9 protein-coding genes and 1 pseudogene are annotated in these 20759 nt (G+C 66.1%); 9 read left to right on the top strand and 1 reads right to left on the bottom strand.

Features of this window, described 5'->3' with window-relative positions; genetic code table 11:
- Positions 1-539: 539 nt before the first annotated feature.
- The 9 genes and pseudogenes from dpdE to AQJ64_RS46695 all read left to right on the top strand — a co-directional run.
- Positions 540-3947 carry a protein DpdE gene (gene dpdE, locus AQJ64_RS31560; RefSeq protein ID WP_157880857.1) on the top strand — a complete coding sequence of 1136 codons (3408 nt, stop codon included), beginning with the start codon at positions 540-542 and terminating at the stop codon, positions 3945-3947.
- Complete coding sequence (gene dpdF, locus AQJ64_RS31555) at positions 3944-6550, top strand: protein DpdF (RefSeq protein ID WP_157880856.1); 2607 nt, start codon at positions 3944-3946, stop codon at positions 6548-6550. The genes dpdE and dpdF overlap by 4 nt, the downstream gene beginning before the upstream one ends.
- On the top strand, positions 6550-7473 hold the full coding sequence (dpdG, locus tag AQJ64_RS31550) for a protein DpdG (protein ID WP_055632418.1): 924 nt from the start codon (positions 6550-6552) through the stop codon (positions 7471-7473). The genes dpdF and dpdG overlap by 1 nt, the downstream gene beginning before the upstream one ends.
- Positions 7470-10538 (top strand): protein DpdH, encoded by a 3069-nt coding sequence (dpdH, locus tag AQJ64_RS31545; RefSeq protein ID WP_055632417.1) that lies wholly within the window; start codon positions 7470-7472, stop codon positions 10536-10538. The genes dpdG and dpdH overlap by 4 nt, the downstream gene beginning before the upstream one ends.
- Positions 10535-11245, top strand: a complete 711-nt coding sequence (locus AQJ64_RS49245; protein WP_055632416.1) for a hypothetical protein — start codon at positions 10535-10537, stop codon at positions 11243-11245. The genes dpdH and AQJ64_RS49245 overlap by 4 nt, the downstream gene beginning before the upstream one ends.
- Complete coding sequence (dpdJ, locus tag AQJ64_RS31535) at positions 11242-15726, top strand: protein DpdJ (RefSeq protein WP_055632415.1); 4485 nt, start codon at positions 11242-11244, stop codon at positions 15724-15726. The genes AQJ64_RS49245 and dpdJ overlap by 4 nt, the downstream gene beginning before the upstream one ends.
- Positions 15723-16235, top strand: coding sequence for a phospholipase D-like domain-containing protein DpdK (gene dpdK, locus AQJ64_RS49240; protein ID WP_055632414.1), 513 nt, complete (start codon positions 15723-15725; stop codon positions 16233-16235). Before dpdJ ends, dpdK begins: the two co-directional genes overlap by 4 nt.
- Positions 16232-18451 (top strand): protein DpdD, encoded by a 2220-nt coding sequence (dpdD, locus tag AQJ64_RS31525; protein ID WP_055632413.1) that lies wholly within the window; start codon positions 16232-16234, stop codon positions 18449-18451. Before dpdK ends, dpdD begins: the two co-directional genes overlap by 4 nt.
- Positions 18452-18479: 28 nt before the next feature.
- Positions 18480-18677 (top strand): annotated as a pseudogene (locus tag AQJ64_RS46695) (hypothetical protein); the annotation flags it as partial.
- A 428-nt stretch (positions 18678-19105) separates the two neighbouring features.
- Here the strand turns inward: AQJ64_RS46695 and AQJ64_RS52485 are convergent.
- Positions 19106-20169 (bottom strand): IS630 family transposase gene (locus tag AQJ64_RS52485; RefSeq protein ID WP_420876521.1). Its coding sequence is split into 2 segments (ribosomal slippage): positions 19106-19723 and positions 19726-20169, totalling 1062 coding nucleotides; the frame shifts between segments, so codons are not numbered across the junction.
- Between the last annotated feature and the right edge of the window lie 590 nt (positions 20170-20759).

Here is a 20759-nt window from a genome sequence, read left to right as displayed (position 1 = left end):
ACTGTCAGTGGCCCCGTTTACGCTGCAACCAGCTGGATGTGAGCACCTTGTGAAGGAAGTGCAATGCCGACGCTGAGCGTGGGGGATTTGGTCTTCTTTGCTGCTTATCGGGGGTTCGGGCGGGTTGTCTCGCGCAAGGGGAAGAGCGCCGCATTCGTCCGTCGTGAAGTGATATCGGAATCCGTGCTACAGGCGCAGCGCACCGCTGCGCAGGTCCATGCCCCGACGCGTCGGCCGGCCGGTTCCCCAGCCTGCGAGGGCGGTGCTCTGCGTCGACAGTCGGCGCCGTACAGCGGCCCCATGGCACGCCACACGGGCGTCCCGCTGTTTCCGGACGCGCCGCTGCCTGACGCTGCCGCTACCCAGCGGCCGCAGGACCTATGTGTGTGCACTCCTCGGTCGTCCCGGCAGTCCGGCAGAATGGCGCCGGGCCGTGTGCATCATCCCCAGCCTTCGGCGGCGCCTGCCTGCGCAGTTCTTTCAGGGGTTGCCCGATGATGACGGATGATGCTGTCCTGTGCCCTCGGTGTGGTGCAGGGATGATCATGCAGTTCGCCTCCCGCGGGCCCAACGCAGGCGCCTACTTCTGGGGCTGCTCGCGCTTCCCTCAATGCCGCGGCTCGCGCTCCGCCGACGGTACGGTCAAGGCGGCCCCGGCCCGACCCCGCACAACAGTTGCAAGCCGTTCGGCAAGCAGCTCTCGCCCCGCTCGGAAATCGGCGCTGCACCGCGGTGACCTGCTCGTATCCAGCGCCAACACGCTGGGGGCCGGTAAGTTGGTGGGCAAGGACGGCGATGGCCTGATTCTCGAGTACTTCGACACCCCAGGACAGCATCCCGACGAGCGCCGTCGTCACACCGTCCCCAGGGAGGGGCTCAGGCGGTTCACGCTGGCACCCGAGACGCGGGTGTTCTGGCACACGGGCATCGCATGGCGCTCCGGGCGCGTCATCGACGCCACGGCCCATCGGGACATCCACGTGCGGGCGCGCAACTGGGAGGGATACCTTGCCGAAGCGGACCTGTATGTCCGCTGGGACCAGTCGCTGACCGACCCCGTCGGCTTTGCCGGCGCCGGACTGCTGGAATCGCCTCTGCTGGCCGACATGCGGCGTCCCTTCCTGCAGAGCATCCTGACGCAGCGTTCGGCGGCCCACGGCATGCGCGGCGCCCTCTCGAGCGGTATCGAGTTGTACGAGCACCAGGTCGAGACCGTGTGGCGTGTGCTGCAGGACCCGGTGCAGCGCTACCTCCTGGCCGATGAGGTCGGTCTCGGCAAGACGATCGAGGCCGGCCTTGTCGTGCGGGAACTCCTGCTGGACCAGCCCGACCTCACCGTGCAACTGATTCTCCCGCCGTTCCTCGTGGAGCAGTGGCGCCGTGAACTGTCGGGCAAGTTCCGGACCGGTGACTTCCCGGGCGCCCGCATCGTGTACTCCCGCGACGACGCCCCCGACACGTGGGAGCCGGCTGATCTCGTCGTGGTCGATGAGGCGCACCATCTGGCCCGCCTGGCGCACAGCGAGCTGCCCGAACTGTCCCGTCGTTACACGCGCCTTGCCGAGGTTGCCGGAGCCAGCCCGCGCCTGCTGTTGCTGTCGGCGACGCCCGCGCTGCACAACGAACGCGCCTTCCTGGCCATGCTCAAACTGCTCGACCCGGCCGTGTACCGGGACACGACGGCCGAGGACCTGCGCCAGCGCATGGAGGCGCGTTCCGCGCTGGGCCGGCTGTTCCTTGGACTGCAGCCCCACTTTCCTGGCGTGCTGCTGAACAAGCGCCTCACGGAGATCGGCGCCGCGTTCCCTGAAGACGCTGAAGTCGCCGCCTTGATCGGTGAGGTCAGGCAGGCAGTCGCAGGACCGGACCGGCATGCGCTGGCCGTTGCGATCGGCGCGCTGCGCACCTATGTGTCCGAGGTGTATCGGGTCCACCGCCGGATGCTGCGCACCCGTCGTACCGCTGCGCTGCACGAGTCGTACCGGGTCACCGGGCGTCTGCGCCCCCAGCAGGTGGTTCTTCCCTCGTCCGCTTTTGCTGGCCTTGCCTCCCTTTTGGACAACTGGCGCCAGGAGGCTCTTGCTGCTTGTGAGTTCGACCAGGAGGCCCGCCGCGAGGCAGCGTCGGCCTTTGCGACGGCCGTGGCATTGTCCTTGGACCCGGACGCCCTGTGCGAGTGGGCCCAGTGCCGAGTGGCCGCCACGCCGGGCGAGCAGGACGCGCTCGACCGCATCGAGAGCGACCTGCGCTTCGTCAGCCGCCGCCGCGACATGGCACGCCCGCTGGCCGATGCACTGACCTACCTGTTCAAAGCACGTGAGCGGGTGGTCGTCTTCTGCCCGACCCCGCAGTTGGCAGGGGAGTTGGCCGGCACGTTCAAGGAAGTGCTTCCCGGGGCTGTCTACCAGCACCTGGCGAGCGACTCGCCCGCAGCCTCCGAGCAGGCAGTGCGTGATTTCGAGCAGAGCCGGACGGCAGCCGTCCTCGTTGCCGACCACTCAGCGGAAGAAGGACGCAACCTCCAGTTCGCCGATCTCCTCATCCACGTGGGCCTTCCGCCCAGGGCAAACCGCCTCGAGCAGCGTATCGGCCGGTGCGACCGCTGGGACGCCCGTCGCGAAGGCGGGGCCTGGCGCTCCTACTGGGTAGCCGAGACGACCGACCCGCAGTCGCTTGCCGCAGCGTGGATGCAGATCCTCAGCGAAGGGTTCGCCGTCTTCGACACGTCGATAGCCAGCCTGCAGCATGCGGTGGACGCCGCCACAGACGCCGCCTGGGACCTGCTGTTCGAGCACGGTGCCGATGCCGCACCCGACGCCATCCGCATGGTCCGCACCATGCTCGAGGACGAGGTCAAGCGCGTACAGGAACAGGACGCCCTGGACAGCATCGAAGCACCCGCTGACGAGCGCTCGGTGTACGGACGGATGATGGCATCGGAGAGCCAGGCAGCCTCGTTCGCCGACGTCACCGATGCACTGCTGTCCTCGCGGCGGGCGGCCGGGAACCTGCGGTTCGCCCCCGCAGGCGACCCCGCCCATGCGATCGGCAGCTACGAACCCGTCAGCCGGCTGGCAGCCGGGCACGTTCAGATGCCGCTGGTATCCGCAGCGCGACTGCAGCGCGACTTCGTGCCGCTCGCAGGACACCGCGGCACCTTCGTGCGCAAAGTGGCCGTCGAGCACGAAGACGTCCGCCTCTACCGCTACGGCGATCAGTTCATCGATGCCGTGTCCGACTTCCTGTGGAACGACGACCGGGGGAGAGCCTTCGGCATGTGGCGGTGGATCCCCACCTGGCCCTACGCAGAGCGCCTTGCCTACCGCTTCGACTACGCCATCGAAGCGCAGCCGCTGCAGGCCAGCCCGGAAAGCGACCTGCTCGACCAACTTGCTGCAGCCTGGACCAGCGACCTGGTGGACTTGCCGTCGCTGCGACGCCGCGCCGACGCGCTCTTCCCGCCGCTCATCGCGACCGTGTGGACCGACGCAGACGGCACACCCATCACCGACGGGCGCCACCTCGACGCCCTGCAGGCACGCTATGCCAAGCCGACGCCCGCAGAGCCCGGAGGCGACTACGCACTCAACTCAGAGCGCATCAAACACGCATACGCATTCATCCCGGCCGACCAATGGGCGCCGCGCTGGCGAGCTGCTGAACACAGTGCCCAGCGCCTGGTCCACAGCGACGACGCCGTAGAGGCAACCCGCACCCGGGCCCTGGCCCTGGCCGAGACCGACATCGCCACCCGACTGCGGCAGTTGAGACTGCGTGCCGCGCGTTCGGAGGGAAACGAGCGCGCTGAACTGGAGGAAGAAGTGGATACGGAAGCGCTGGCGGGCCAAGCGCTCATGACAGCCCTCCAGACACCGTCGCTCCGCCTGGACAGCACCGGTGTGGTCGTGGTCTCGGGCCGCAGCCCGGAGCAGGACGGGTGCGCGTGACCGCTCAACTCGACATCATCCAGCGCATGGTCCTGGGAAAGGAGGCATCGACAGAACAGCTCACCGGCCCCCACCGGCGGTTCGCCGATGCCTGGCGCTCACCCCTTGCCGGGCCTGCCTTCAGCGGCGACATCGCCGCCCTGCTGGCTCAGATGCTCCGCCATCAAGCCGGCGTGACGGGCCAGCGCCACCACGAACTGGAGATCAACCTCCACGAGCGCGGAATCGCCCTGCAGGCGCTCGAGCGAGCACACCTGCGTGTCGAACGGTTCGGCGCCACACGGCACACTGTGCGCCTCGGTGATGCCTGGACGCCCCACTGGCTCCACGGCGACCCCCGCTGGATCGATCTCGCCAGCGCAAGCCCCGGTCCGTTCATCGGCACCGGCAACACCACGGCGGACACCAGCGCCCGCCCGAACAGCCCGGTGCCCGTCGATCCAGCCCTGCACGCGATCGCTCCCGATATCAACCACTACCGTTCACGCAGCCAGGCCAGCGCAGTGCGCACCGCCTCCCTGGCGGACCCGGCCTCCACCCTGCACGTCGTCCTGCCCACCGGCACGGGCAAATCCCTCGTCGGTCTGGCCCCTGGACTGCTTCGTGCACGCGGAACCACCATCGTGGTGCTGCCCACCATCGCCCTGGCACTCGACCAGGAACGCCACCTGCGCAAGCGATTCCCGGCGTCCGTACTCCCTCGCGAACTGGCCTATCACAGCGACCGCATCAGCGAGGAACGCGCAGCCATCAAGGAACGCCTGCGCGAGGGAACTCAGCGGATCCTTCTAACCTCGCCCGAAGCCCTCGTACGAGGTTTCACCACCATGCTGCGCACCCTTGCGACAACCGGCCAACTCACCAGCCTGGTCATCGACGAGGCGCACCTGGTGCGTCTGTGGGGCCTGAGCTTTCGGCCAGAGTTCCAGATCGTCGCCTCACTCGTGGGCGAACTGCGAGAACTCGCCACCGGTGCCGGGCACCCCCCGCCACGCGTCACACTCTTGTCCGCAACGCTGTCGGCACCCAGCCTCCGACTCAACGACCGGCTCTTCGCTGGCAGCGCCGAGTCACTGTTCGTTGGATCGACCTTCCTGCGCTCCGAACTGCGCTACCTCCTGGGCACCACCACCTCCCCCGACGTCCGGATGGACCGTCTCACCGAGGCGATGCACCACCTTCCGCGGCCGGCGATCATCTACACCACCAAGAAGGAGCCCGCCAGGATCATCGCTGAGCGCCTGAGGGCTGCCGGGTTTGCACGCACCGCCGTCTTTCACGGAGGCCTCGGTTCTGCCGAGCGTCTTGGCATCATGCGCGGATGGTCCGGCGACGATGGGCCGACCACGACCGACATCGTGGTCGGCACCAGCGCTTTTGGCCTTGGAGTGGACCAGAGCGACGTCCGTACAGTGGTGCATGCGTGCGTGCCTGCCTCGGTCGACCGCTTCTACCAGGAAGTCGGCCGCGCGGGACGCGACGGCCACGCGGCGCTGTCGGTCTGGCTTCCCGCCGTGCCTGACGAGGCCGAAGGCCAGCAAGTCGAAAACGCGACCGTGATCGGGGACGTCAAGGCGTGGAACCGATGGCAAGCCATGCGGGATCAGGACCCGCCCCCGAAGGAGGCGGGCAACGGTCTGGTCCTGGACACCACGGTGGTACCCGAGCACGGCGACGAGCCCTCGGACGCCAACCAACTGTGGAACCGCAACACGCTCGTCCTCATGGAACGTGCCAACCTCATCACCATCGCAAGGCTGGCCCCCCCGGTCGTCGAACGCATACCCGGCGAGTCCGAGCAGGCGTGGCAAGCACGGTTCGACAAGGAGTGGACTGCCTTCGTGAGCCACGTCCCGGTACGGCTCAGACCGCACGTGGCCAACCTGGACCAGGAGACTCTCGAGGCTGCCCTGCAGAAGACCCGCACGGAGATCAAGGATGCCGAAGCCGCCTCAATTGCGCGCATCACCCGCCTGCTGGCAAGAAGAGAATGCTGGGGACGCGTACTGAGCGAGGAGTACACCTACACGGACATAGGCGCGATGAGGGCCAGCCAGAATGTGGCGCCCGCGTGCTCCGGATGCCCTGCAGAGGGGCACGTGCACCAGCCCACCTTGCACACCGCGCGTCCCCTCGTCGCAGAAGCGCTCATGCCCGACCTCGGCAGAAGCCCCAGCGCAGCCCTGGCGAACCTGGCCGCCGGCCACCGCAGCATTGTGGTCACCTACCCCAGCGGACGCCTCAGAACTGCCCTGAGCAACCTCGTCCAGTCATGCGTCACCAACGGCGTACGCGGCATCGTCGCCCCCGCCGCGCTGCTTGGGCTTCCGGCCATCCGTACGGCCTCGCGGTTCGCCGACGAGGGCATGGTCGTCGTGGACCCCCTGCGTACCGGAGGGATACCTGCGCGCCTCTCGGTGCCGAGTCTGATCCTGATGGAGCACGGGCAGACGCCGCCCCTCTCTTGGCTCGCCCCTACCAGCGGACCGCTGCGCGTCGTGGTCGTCCCGGAAGACATGCCCGACCCGGCCTATCCAGATGGACTCATCAAGAGCATCCGCAGCCCTCACTGGACCATTGACGACTTCCTCAGGAGACTCTGATGGCTGTTCTGAACCCACCGCGAAGCCTTCCTGCGCTTGGCCGCTCCATCATCAACTTCCTCACCGGATCCCGACGGGCCTGGACGGAGGAAGAGTTGATCGAGGCGTTCAGACCGCCAGGCCTGAACGAGGCCGTCTCCTCCGCTGAAGGTGTCGCGGACACCCTGTCCACCTTCCGGGCGATCGGGATGCTCTGCAGCGACACGGCCGGTGTGATCACCGTGAGCGACACCGTCGCTGCCACGGGGGGCACCCTGTCGCCGACGGCGTTCCGCCGGACACTCCAAAAGCATGCCCTCGACCTGGACCGCGACGGAGACCCGTGGCAGACCGGCCCGGGAGAGAGCCTCACCGGCGGGGCACGCGATCTGCTGAGAGCGATGTCGTGGTTCCTCGCGCAGGACGCGCTCGGGCGTCCCCTGTCGTGGACCAGCGGCGTTCAGGCCCTCCAGCACGCGCAATTCCCGGACCCGGACAATGAGACCTGGGCCATCACCAACGACACACGCTGGGGTCCCAGCGCCCGATGGGGACAGGCACTTGGCCTCGCGGCGCCTTCGCTCGTACAGGCCAAATCGGGACTTGTGCCCCTCCCCGTCGTGGCGATCAACGACGTCTTGGACGAACTGCCTGCCGGACAGATGCCCATCGGCGACTTCCTGGGCCAGTTGGCGACCAAACTGCCTGTGCTGCACGGCGGTCTCGTCCGCGCCTCCCTCGTGGCGTCCCTTCCCGACGGAGACCCTGACCCGGGCATCGCACAAGACTGCGCAGACAGTTCGGTAGGCCAGGCGCTGCGCATCCTGCAGGACCGCGGCCGACTCGTCTTCGACACCCTGCCGGACGCCGACGGCATCCGGCTGTCACGATTCGATAGCCAACGTCAAACGCACGTCACCCTGGTTCAAGGAGGAAAGCGATGACCTGGCGGGGCACTCTTCCTGCTGCATGCTGGGAGGCCCGTGAGGCCCCGGCCATCATTCCGGTCGAGGCGGAGAGCACCTCTAACGGGGTCTTCCTTGCCACGCATACCTCGATCCCGATCCTCCTGCGCGACCGGGTGGACAGCGCTGTCGGCGGCACCATCGTCGACGAACACAACCTGCGGCGCGCCGTCGAGGAACTGCCGGCGGACCAGCCCATCATCCCCATCCTCGGGAAGTCGGGCACAGGCAAGTCGCACCTGATCCGCTGGCTTCGCATCAATCTGAAGCCCAACGACGCGACCCGGCTGATCTTTGTCCCCAAACACCGCATGTCGCTGCGCGGGATCCTCGAACTCATCCTGGAACACGCCACCAGCGAACGTGCCGCGGAGTTGCGTGCCAAGGTCGCCGCTGCTTCGGATGCTGCCGCGGATGAAACCACAGCACAACTCCGTCTACGCAACGAGTTGGCTGTCCTGGTCGAGACCCGCGGAGCAGACAAAGACGGCACACCCGAGGAGAACGATCTCCGCGCCTTCCTCGCCTCTGCGGAGGGCCTGCCCGCACTCCTGGGCGACCCCGTCTTCCGCAGGCGGTTGCTCGCCGACAACGGTCCCATCGCGCGTCTGGTCCGGGAAAAGCTCTCCGGCAAGGGTTCGGAGGACAAGGAGGACGCGTTCGGTTTCACCGCGGCCGACCTGGACCTTTCGGTCGACGATGTCAGCAAGGCCGGCGTCGACGCCGCCAGTGTCGCCAGCGCACTCGCCAGCGATGCTCCCCTGCGGGACCTGGCAGCGAAGATGCTCAACGAGCAACTCGGGCCGGCGGTCAGTGAGGTCTTCGGGATCGGGGGAGACGACCTCAAGCAACTCCTCGTCGAACTACGCCTCGACCTGCACAGGCAGGGGATGGAACTCCTCCTCCTGATCGAGGACTTCTCGATCTTCCAAGGCATCCAGGGCGGCCTCATCGACGCAATCACCCTGCTGCCCACCGAGACGCTCGCCCTGTGCCCGATGCGTGTCGTGATGGCCGTCACAACTGGTTACTTCGTCAACCAGATGCCGGAGACGGTGTACACGCGGACCTACAAGGTCTTCGATCTTGAGCTTCCCGCGGACAAGACAGCCCCGTTCGACCCCGCACGGTTCGCTGCCCGGTACCTCAACGCGGTACGCGTCGGCTCCAAGGAGATCGACAAGCATCGTACGGACGAACGCCCGGAGCCCAACCACTGTCTGCAATGCCCCGTCCGAGAGAAGTGCCACCAAGCGTTCGGGCAGGTTGAAGGCGTCGGCCTGTTCCCATTCAGCAAGACTGCACTCAACCGGGCCATCCGTAGCCAGTCCAAGGGCGATGCCTTCGTCGCGCGCGACGTGCTGACCCGCGTCCTGCGTCCCGTTCTCCACCGCGACCAGATCGAACTCGACGAAGGCCGCTTTCCCAGCACCGGATTCGAGAACGACTTTTACGCCGGTGCGCTGCACGTCCTCGACAACGTCGAGGACCAGGTCCGGCTGAGCACGCCAGGTGATCCCGAACTTTCTGAGCGCCGCGTTCGGATGGTCCGCTTTTGGGGTCCGGGCCACGGACCGCAGAACCTCCACCCGACGATTCACGAAGCATTCGCCATCCCGCCCCTGCCTGACCTCACCACCGATCAGCGCACCCTCCCGCAGTCGCCGGTACGCAAAGAGCCCAGCCGACCCTCGGACGCGGCGCAGAAATCCCCTGGGGGGGACGTTGTATCCCAGCCCACGTCCACGCCCCCGGCGGCTTCGAAGCCGTCTTTGGTACGGGCGGTCGACGACTGGCACAAGACCGGCGAACTCATTCAGAGACACCGCAATGATCTCCGAAAAATCGTGCACACCGCCGTCATTGGCTTTCTGGGACTCGAAGACGGATACGGGGGCGACAGCGGAGACTGGACCAAGGGAAGGGTGGAACTCACGCCGAGCTTTGATGCGAACACCTCGGTTGTACTGGACGGCAGTGGCCTGCAGACGGCGCTGATCTCGATCGACCACCGCAACGTAGACGACGTCCGAGTTCTTCGTGCGCTCGCCTGGGTGAATGCAAAAGGGTCCTGGGAGGACGTGCCGCAAGGAGACGCGCTGCAGAGCCTGTGCATGAACAGGGTCCAGGAATGGGCGGACAGCGTGTCCGCTTTTCTCCTTCCTTCGGAAGGTGACGACGCCGAACTGGGTCGGCTCGCGCACGCTCTTCTGTCCGTCAGTAAGGCCCTGGGGATCGCCGACTCGTACAAGAGCGACGCACTGAGTCGGGTCAAAGCGCTCTTCGCCAGTCCGCCGAAACTCGCCGATGCTGCGGAACGGCCCCACACGCGACGATTGCAGGACCGCTTCATCGACGCCGATCCGAAAGCGGATCGAACGGATCGAAACCTCCTTCAGTGGCGACTGCTCCGCTTGACGTCCTATCGTCAGGGCACCGGCAAGCCGTTGGCCATTGATCTGCCCCGCCTGCTGCGAGCAATGCGCGACGACGCCGCTGCGGCGGCCTGGCCTGAGCACGTTCCCGAGCCCATCAGAAGCGTGGTGGGCGGCATTGAGAAGCGCATCACCACGCTGGATCCGCTGCTCGAGGAAACCCGACGGCTGGTACCCGACGTGAGCGAGCTCGGCGGTGACGTCGCCCAGGTGGCCCATGCCCTCGACACCCTGCTCTCCGACCTGGCGGCGCTTGGCCAGTCAGCCAACTCGATCAACCCGTCCGCCCTCCACGACGCGGCGAAGTCGGTGAAAGCCAGTGATCTGAAGAAGGTGACAGAACTGAGTGATGGCCTCGACGCCTGGCCCACCCTCACCGCCGATCAGCGCCTGCGCCTGATGACCCTGGACGAAAGGCCGGCCCTGCGCATCCGAGCCTGGCTCGACCCTGCGCTGGAAGCCGTGAACGCACTGGAGCAAAAACTCCAGGCCGGACCCGCCTCGGAAGCTCAGCGCGAGTACGACGAGACCCTCCAGCGACTCGTGGCCGGGCTGGAGACCTTGAGCCGTGAGGTCATGGACGTGGCCGGATCCGAGGGGGGCGCATGACGCTCATCGAACAAGTTCAGCGTCTGCGTGTGGCAGCGGTCGCTGCCCATGACCAGGACAAGATCAACCGTCGCACCGGCGAGTTGGCCGGGCAGGCCGAGAACGTCGAGACGCTCATCGAGACGGTCCAGCGCCTCAGCCGGGGCGTGGCCGAACTGCGCGCAGCCCATGCCGCTTTCGACGCCGACCTCGGTCCGCAGGCCGCCCAACTGGCCGCAGACCTGCGCGTACTCGCCGAAACGCTCCCCAGCCAGGACGCCGATACGCCACCGCAAGCACTGAAGGCACATCTCAAGGCGGCCGACGGTTTCGTGAAGGGCCTTCGCAAGTCCGTCGAGCAGGCATGGACTGCTGAACGCAACCGTGAAGTACCGGTGATCAATGAGGATCTCGTCGCTACGCTGAGCAAGAGCGGGATCGACGTGGAAGAGGTCCGCATCAAGATCGAGAAGGCGCATGGCGTGCTCAATGTCCTGAAAAACCGCGCTGTCCCCGAACCGGGCGACATCGCGAGGCTGGCCGCGGCGCTGGAGAGCCTCCAGGCATGCGGCAAGCAGATCACCGCACTCGTCGACCCGGTCCTCGCCCGAGTGATCACAGGCGCCCAGGAAGCGAACGGGACGCCCTTGAACTCGTTCACCCCCGAGGTCCTTGCCGGGCTGTCGAGGCTGGGAATCCTGGACCGCTTCTGGGTGAGGCTGCGGTGACTCCTGAGACCGAGAGCGAAATCCTCGGCGTCCTCGAAGCGCATGAGGACCCCCTGCTGTCCTGGGGCGTTGTCGACGGCGGATTCACCGAAGACGAACTGCACACCCACGTCGATGACGTCCTCATGCAGTGCGGCGAACTCGACACCGCCCAGGAGGCAATCGAGGCCCTCGAGGACAAGGGCCTGATCATCCGCGATGATGCGGTCTCGCCGTCACGGTGGCGTACCCGCAACGGCGAGACGCTGCGTCTGCTGGCTCGGCTGCGCCAGATCTTCCCTTCCGGCGACCCCGCGGCCTGGCGCCAAGGCGCTGCGCTTGTCTCGGACTTCCGCTACGCGCGGCGCCCCCGTGCCTACCCCCGGCGCGACCAGTCCAGACACGCGGTCATCGACGGCACCGATGCGCTCCACGACCTCTACCGCCAGGTCGTCGATGCCATGACGCGGCGGGGGCCTCAACACGCCGACCTCAGCGGGTTCCAGGTCCGTGCCAGCCGTCAGATCTTCACGGCCCTGCAGTCCAACATCACCACCGCCACCGTCGTGGGTGCCGGCACCGGTAGCGGCAAGACACTCGCCTTCTACCTGCCGGCCTTCGCCTACCTGACGGGACTCCAGGACAAGTCGGCATGGACGCGTGCGCTGGCCGTCTACCCGCGCAACGAACTCCTCAAGGACCAACTCAACACCGCTTTCGCGAACGCCCGGCGGCTCGACCACCTGTGGACGAAGACCAACGGCCGGCCCATGACCATCGGGGTACTCAACAAGGACACCCCAACCAGCACGAAGAGCCTGACGGCCTCCTATTCCGCATGGACGAAACGGGCCGAAGGCTTTCAGTGCCCTCACTTCACCTGTCCCGGTGACGGATACACCGTGTGCGGGGGCACACTGTTCTGGTCCGAGCAGGACGCCAGGGCCAGAACGGAACGCCTGACCTGCAGCACCTGCAAGCGCGTGTTCGACGACTCCATGCTGGTCCTGACCCGGAACCGGATGAGCCAGAGGCCTCCGGACGTGCTGTTCACCACCACCGAGATGCTCAACCGCGGTCTGTCCGACCTGTCCCTGGGCACACTGTTCGGTGTCGGCGCGGCCAAGAAACCCCGGTTGATGCTGCTCGACGAGATCCACACCTACAGCGGCACCACTGGCGCCCAGGCAGCCCTGGTCCTGCGACGCTGGCACCACTCGCTGCGCAGTCCGGTCACCTTCGTCGGTTTGTCCGCGACGCTGTCGAACGCCGTTCGCCACATGGCCGATCTGACGGGTGTTGACGACGGACTCGTCACCAACATCGAACCGGGCGCAGACGAGATGGAGTACGAGGGCGCCGAATACATGGTCGCCGTGCGCAGCGACCCCACCAGCGGCGCCTCCGTGCTGTCCACCACCATCCAGACGGCGATGCTCCTCCCGCGTGTCCTCGATCACCCGGCAGAGCGCACATCCCAGGGACTTCTGGGCACCAAGGCGTTTGTCTTCACCGACGACCTCGATGTCACCAACCGGCTCTTCTTCTACCTTCTCGACGCGGAAGGCCAGCGCTACCGCGCCCCCCGTACCCAGCAGTTCAAAGACCCCCTGGCGTCCATGCGACGTCCCGTGCAAGACGGCGTCACCGACCAGCGACGCGCCGGCCAGGTCTGGGACCTGCCGGTGAAACTGGGCCACAAACTCGACCGTCCAGGCCTCAACGTGAGCCGGACCACCTCGCAAGACGCGGGAGTCGACACCGCCTCCCAACTCGTCGTCGCAACTGCCTCGCTCGAGGTCGGCTTCGACGATCCGGACGTCGGCGCTGTGCTGCAGCACAAGGCGCCCCGCGGCGTCGCCGCATTCCTGCAGCGCAAGGGCCGAGCCGGGCGAAGCCGTCGCATGCGCCCGTACACCGTGGTGGTGCTCTCCGACTACGGACGCGACCGTGCCACCTACGAAGCCTGGGACGCGCTGTTCGATCCCGTCTTGCCTGAACTGGTACTTCCCATCCGCAACCGGGCAGTCCTACGCATCCAAGCCACCCTGGCGATGCTTGACTGGCTGGCAGCACAACTGCAGCAGCCCGATCACCGGTACGCAAAGCTGTGGCGTGATTTGCAGGGTCTCGCCGATCCGGAGTACCCGGACAACCGCAAGGTCCAGAAGACTGCCGTCGCCATTCTGCGCGACCTGCTGCGCGATCCCGGCCGCCAGCGCAGCCTCCGTCTGTGGATCGAAGGCGCGCTCCAGGTTTCCGAGGAGTTGGCCGCCGAGATTCTGTGGCACCCCCCTCGCCCGCTCATCCTGGCGGCCGTGCCCACGCTGGCACGACGGCTGGACAGTGAGTGGGCCGTTGCGGAGGACCACACGTACGTCAAGGGCAAGGATTTGATGGGCAAGAATCCGCTGCCCGACTTCTTCCCCGAGAACCTCTTCAGCGAACTCGCACTTCCCGAAGGGTACGTGGTCATACCCCCGCAGCAGTCGTGGGAGAAGGAACCTGAACTGCAGGCGATGGGCCTGGCTCAGATGCTGCGCGAGTACGCGCCAGGACGAGTGTCACGGCGCTTTGCCACCCGCAACCTCGAGCACCGGCATTGGATCCCCGTTCCCTACGGGCAGCGCGAGACCGTCATGGATCTCGCCCCTGCCTTGCAGGCGCACCATCGGGAGGAGACCGCCACCGTCGAAGTCGGTGGTGTCCCTACCTCCATCCCCATCGTCCGCCCCGACAGGGTGGAACTCCAACTCGCACCGCCAGAACTCAAGGATGCTTCCAACGCGGCCCTGGTCTGGCGGTCCCAGTTCCTGGAGAGGGGCCTCGGCCTGGTCGCCCGCCTTCCCCTGTCGGACCCCATCGGCAGCCTCATCGACGAAGCACGCTTCTTCCTGCACGCTCAGAACGCCCACATCGAGGTCCGCCGTCTTGCCGTCCAGAGCGAGGCAAGTTTGGTCTTCGCCCGCGGCGGCGAAGCCCGGGTCAAAACACAGTTCTCGCTCGATGACGAGCGGGTCGGTCTCGGAGCCACCTACGACGTCGACGGCCTGCGCCTGACCATCACGGTGCCGGACGTGATTGCTCCACCCGGCGACCTCGACCCGGCCCTGCGTAGCGCCTGGTTCCAGCACGTTCTGACGAACGACCCCGAACTGCTGGAACAGATGAACAAGTTCCAGTTGGAATGGCTGCACCAGACGATCGAATGCATGCTGCTGATGTCCGCCGTGAGTGACGGCACGTCGCTTCCCCACGCCTACCGGGCGGTGCGGGAAACCTTCGCCGACCGGTTGACGGACACCCTGAAGGCGATGTTCCGCAGTTCTGACGTCGAAGAGAGCGAAAGCGCCACACTCAGCCGGGTCGGTGAGCGCCTGCGCCAACTGCTTGCCGACAAGGACATCATTGCCCGCCTGGACCATCTGACGGACCAGGTCTGGAACCCTGACCCCGCACAATTCCAAGCCTGGCTGCGCAAGCGCGTCCTTGCCACCCTTGGACAGGCGGCCCTGTGGGCTGCCCGGGAGATCTGCCCCGAGCACGACCCCGAAGGCATCGTTGTCGACATAGAACCCGGCTACGCCCTCGACGGCACTTGGCGCCATGGCCAGGTCTGGCTCACTGAAGCCTCGATCGGCGGCGGCGGCTTCATCGAAGCGCTGGCCACACGCGTACGCCCCGACCCGCGGCGGTTCTTGCGGCTGATCATGAGAGCCGTCCAGCCTTCCACCAGCGAACTGGTCGACGCGCACATGCGGCGGATCGTGCGCTACACGACCGAGCGCAGCGACTGGCTCGACCTCGTTGCTGAATACCGAGGCTCGGCGACACAGGCGGACCGAGTGAAAAACCTTGACCGCATACGGGCGCAGTTGCGTGCCTCAGGCATCCACGGCGCGGAGCAGTCCGTCGTCTCGAGCCTGGCGAACCGCCTGCTCCGGCCCGGATCGACCGCACAGACGGATCAGGCACTACGTACCCTCATCGACGAGTGGGAGATCCAAGAGCAACGCCTGGGCCTTGAAATCTCGCCGCGTACCTGGGCTTACCTGATGCGTCAGAGGCACGACCTGGACGCCGGACTGAACCTGTCCGCGAACTCCTCGGACCGCCAGCGCATCGACGCCATCCAAAGCGCACTCTGGCCACGTGGATGGGCCCTACGCGCCGGAGCACTGCAGTCGTGGAACCCCTACTTCGACAATCCGCCGGCCGCACCCGATCTCATCCGGGGGCTGTTCACGTCCACAGACGACCTCATCAGCGTGACAGATCCCGACGCGGACAACCTGGTGCGCACGCGCCTGGCCCAACAGGGATCCGCCCAGCTCATCGCGCCTCCCGAGGACATACCCGCCCTGGCAGACATGCTGGTGGACCTGTCGATCCGCGCCATCGAAACGGACTTCCTCCAAGTGTTCCCACGAGTCGTCGAGATCGACCACCGCTCCGAGGGCAGCGTCGTGGCCACCCTCGAACTTGCCGAGGTGTCCGCATGAGAAGGATCACCACCGTCGGGGCCGGTGAGACCCGACAACTCACCGATCTGCTGCAGAACCTCCTGGTGTCCGAGCTGCTGGCCCCGTCAAGTCGCCTGTGGGTACTGTCCCCGTGGATCTCCGACATTGTCGTCATCGACAATGCATCCGGACAGTTCAAGAGCGTGCTCCCTGCCTTGCCGGCCCGACCCATCCGGCTGACGGAAGTACTCATCGAACTCGCCCGCCGTGGCTCGGACGTCCGAGTGATCATGCGCGATGAGCCGCGCAACGCCGTCACAGGACAACGCCTCACCGACCTGGCCCCGGTGGGGCCACGGCCGATCCTGCTCATCCGGAACACCCTGCACGACAAGGGCATGGTGAGCGACAGATTCCACGTTCACGGCTCGATGAACTTCACCTTCTTCGGCCAGAGAGTGAACCAGGAAGGCGTCACCGTCGTATCCGATCCCGACCAGATCGCCCGTGCTTGGGTCGAATACCAGAACAGGTACCTATTGCCATGAGCGTCGACTTTGAGGAATTCTTCGGTCCAGGCAACGACATCAGGCCAACACGGGTAGAACCGAACCTGCAACTCATCCTCGAGAACTTCATGGCAGGCATCCAACAGCGTCAGGTCGGATTCCTGCCGCGAAGTTCTCACGGCCGTCTGTGGTGGTACGGCTTCGCGCCCACCCCGCGCCAGCAGCGCGAGACACTCGCCATCCTCGACAGTTGGATCGGCCCCACTTTCAGCGACCTGCCCCGCCACCGTGGTGCCCTCAACCTGGCTGATCCGTTCGACGCCGCACTGGCGAAGGCACCGGTCAAGCCACTGCGCTTTGAGGTACTGCCCCGCGCGACACAGGATTCGGAGGATTGGAAAGACGCGCGAGGCCAGGTACGCGACGCCCTGCTGGTGCTTAGTAAACTCCTCAACGGCCGGCCGCCCTCGGAGTTCGACGCCCCCCGAACCACCGTCGAGGTACTCGACGACCTCGGACACGCCATCGCTGCCCGCGACCGCACTGTCGCCCTGGCCTGCCTGCGCGAACTTGAGGCGACCGCCGATCTCGACCAGGCAAACCTGGCCTTCCTGCGACTGCGGGTCTTCGCCGGGCTCGAGGACTGGAAGGCCGTTCTCGGGGACCGGGATCTCGACCACGTCCTTGCCATGCGCCGCCCCTTGAGCGTCACTCAAGTGATCCAGCAGGCGGTCTACACCAGATGGTTCGCCCCGTACGACGCAGCAGGCAAAGAGGAAGACCTGCTCGCTGCCGTTGCCGCGCTCCCTGCGGCGTTCCGGCCGCTGTTCTCGGGCGCACCGACAACGAGTCGGGCGCAGGCTGTCGTGGAGTTCCTCATCGCGGTCGAAGACGACGCGGGAGACGACACACTCAACCGAATCCTCGACGAAGCCGACACGATCGAACCCGGCCTCCCCGCCCACCTGCGCAACGTGTTCCACCTGCACCGGGAACAAACTCCTCAGCCCACCGCCCCGTCGGAGCCGCCCGCCCCCCTGGACCAGTCGGGCGCCCCGAGTGAATCGCCCCTCGAGCGTGCGACCGGGATGATGGCCCGGGGCGAACTTCAGGCAGCCATCGAACTCGTGCTGACGCTCGAACCGAGCCTGCACGCGGCATACCTGCTCCTGACCTGTGCACGCGACCTGCAGTCACCACAGCAAGCAGCGTTGGCACTTGAGTACATCTCCACGCATCACCTGCGTAACTTGATCGACGGAGCGAGCGCACGCCTGCGCGATGATCTCGCCTGGCTGGAGCAGTTCACCCAGGACGGACCCTGCCTGGACTGGCGTACGTGGTTGGATGCCCTGGACGGAGACCATGGCGGCGCAGCATTGGCTGCCGGTCCCGAAATCACCGACGCCTGGACGCCACTGAGCAGCGATGCGCTGACCGCATGGCTTCACGATGCCTCCGACGAGGTACTCGGCAAACTCGGTGAGAGCGGAGGCCAGTTCATGGCGGCGCACCGCGACATCTTCACTGAAGATGGAGCGGCCGAACTCAGCGAACGTGTCCTTGCCGGTCTCGCGCTCAGTGGCAAGAACTCGGCCGGCGTTCGAGTGCAGACCCAAGCCCTACTGGACTATCTGCTGTCCGCCCACCCCGCATCCGCAGTGTTCGCCTCAGCACTCGACTGGATCGATCTCATCATCTCCGCGAACGTCTCGGCCGTGACCACGACATGGGCGATCGACGTACTGCAGACGGCGACAGCTACATCGGCAGCGGCAACGAGTCCCGCCACTGTTGGTTTCTTCTACAAGATCACCAATACGGTGAGGCCGTTTAAGACGGCACTGGACCCAACTGACATTGAGGCCATCAAGCTTGTAGCCAGCGAACTGGGAGTCGGTGTCCCGGAAGACTTGCTCGCCGAGCAGGTACAGGACGCCGACCCCGGAGCGCCGTACCGCTACCTGCAGGACTCAAAGGTGGTGCTGTACTCCCTCACCGAGTCGGCCACCACCCGCGCTGCACAGGTACTGCGCATCTTGGTGCCCAAGATCGACATCGAGACGAGTGCCGAGCATGACGGCAGCAGCAAACTTGCCGCACAGGCAGCCAACGCTGACGTCTTCGTCGTGGTGACAGCATCGGCGAAGCACGCCGCCACCGACTTCATTACTGCCAAGCGGGGAACGCGACCACTTGTGTTCGTCAACTCTCGGGGCTCGTCCGCTATCTTGCGCGAACTCGCGGAAGGATGAGCCAGCCGCGCTTTTCGTCTGGAAGTAGGAACACAGCGCCTCCAACCGCAAGATCCGAGCCCGCGTCGAGCACGCCTTCGCCTGGATCAAGACCTGGAAGATTCTTCGCGACTTCCGCCTGAAAGGAGAGGGAGTTCACCACGTCATGCTCGGCATCGCCCGCTTGGCAACAACCGCGTCCTCGCTGGGTGCTGCAGAAGCCCGCAGGTCGCCAAGTGCGTCATGAATCATTTACCAGGTAGGCCTTAGTGGAGAGAGATGGGGCCATCGGGAAGCCACCCCTCCACGTAACCTGAGACGAGGGGGACGACTCCCTCCGGCGAGACTTCCCGGTAACGGGACTTGAGTTCGCCGAGTCCCCACCTGGCATGTGTCCGAGAAGTTGCCTGAATTGAATTGGACTCGTCAGAACTGATTCTCACGATGAATGCGTGTGAAATGGTGTGGCGGTCGTGCTCCCAGCAGTTGAGATCCTGTGTTTCAAGGACTCCATAGACAGATCCGAAGCGGGGGTTGGTGATGCGAAATCGCTCGGCGAGGTAGTGAGTGGCTCCGTCTCGAAAATCGGTGCCAGGAGCGAGTAATAGCTGGGGGACGGTCCAGCCGCTGCAGCAACCGCCGCACAGCATTACTGACCTTGAATGCGTGATGTCGTCATGGTGGCTGGCGTCGGAGACCGGTGCCGGTGAGACAGCCGTCAAGGACGTCGTGGCGGTACTGGAGCTGACGTAAGCCGCGTCGGACGGCAGCGGTCAGGTCATTGGGGTCGGCGAAGGCACGGTTGGCCACGGTGGTGCGTCGTAGGACGGACCAAATGCCCTCGACCGGGTTGAGATCGGGTGCGTACGGCGGCAGTTGAAAGACAGTGAGCCAGTCGCGGTCTGCGATGTAACGGCGCATGCCGGCGGTGAGGTGGGTGTTGAGGTTGTCCCAGACGAGCACCATCGGGCCACCCAGCTGCTGGTGGGCGGTCTGGATGAGGTCGCGGTAGTCCTTCCAGGAGAAGCTTTTGCGCCCGTCGGGCCGGGCGTCCGGGCAGGGCCGGTAGATCAGCCGTGAGGGCTCGCCGGTCTTGTAGCAGGCCAGGGCGGCCACCGATAAGCGGCGGCGGGAGCGGCCTCGGACGCGGACCACAGGGGTGTGGCCGCGGCGGGACCTGGTGCGGGTGGTCGGCGGCGTCATCGAGAAGCCGGCTTCGTCCTCGAAGACGAGCCAGGCGTCGAGCGCCGCCACGGTCCTTCCACCTGGGGCCAGGTCTCCTTCATCCAGCCGGCCACCAGGTTCTCGTCCCGCTCGATCGCCCGCCGGGCGGGGACCTGGCAGCTCCAGCCGTGCCGCTTGAGCAGGGCGGCCACCCCTTGCACGGAGTAGCTCTTGTGGAAGCGGCGCCCGATCAGCGTCTTGATCCGGGACAGTGTCCAGGTCTGGTCCGGCCACCCATGTGCCACCGGGCCCTTGGTCAGCTCACGCTCCAGCACAGCGAAGAGTTCGTCGCTGAGCAGCGGCAGCGATGCCGGGCCCTTCGAGGCCAGGGCTCTCGGCCCGTCCTGCGACCAAGCCTTGCGCCAACGCTGGACCGACCGGACACTGACCCGCAGGTCATGAGCGATCACCGTGTTCTCGTCACCCTGCCGGAACCGCTCGGCCGCCTCCAACCGCAACTTCTCGCGGAAGGCCCGCCGTTCGTCGGTCAACCCGCCCCCTTGCGCATACCTCATGCACTTGGCGTACCGCAGGGATCATGGACCATCAGCCCTACCGACACCACGCTTTGAAGGTCAGTAGGCGGTCCTGGTCATCGAGGAGGAGCAGGTAGGCGCGGCGGTCGACGAGCTGCTGTGAGTTGGAGGAAGTGGGCACGCTGCAAGACTGCACAGATAGCTATTCAAGTAGCAAGCAGTATGCCCTCCTATGGGTGAGCCCCCTCACCCTCGGAGCGCCAGGCGTGTGCGGCCAGCTGGGGTCGCCCTGCTATCGCGGGCGTGCACAGATTGCGGTGTATCGCGCCTCGTTTTGCCGAGTGCGACACGGGTCGTGAGCTGCAAAAACACAGCAGAGGCGTTTGGGATTCGGCGCTGCAGCGTTTCGGGGCGTCACATGGCATCAGGCCTGAGCTGCGACGACGGAATTTCCCACACATCCCGCGAAGGCGAAGGTGGGTGATGGCAGGCCGGTGTGCGGCTGAACCACCGCCCACAGTGTAGCGGCTGGTGTCGGCGGCGCTCGGGGGAAGCCGGGGTTCGGGGCGTGGTGGCCGGGGTGGAGCCTGAGGGGATGGCGGGGGAGTGGTTACTTTGTGTTGGATCAT

The sequence above is a fragment of the Streptomyces griseoruber genome (assembly GCF_001514205.1).
Taxonomy (GTDB): Bacteria; Actinomycetota; Actinomycetes; order Streptomycetales; family Streptomycetaceae; genus Streptomyces; species Streptomyces griseoruber.
This window is presented reverse-complemented; position numbering and strand designations above follow the sequence as displayed.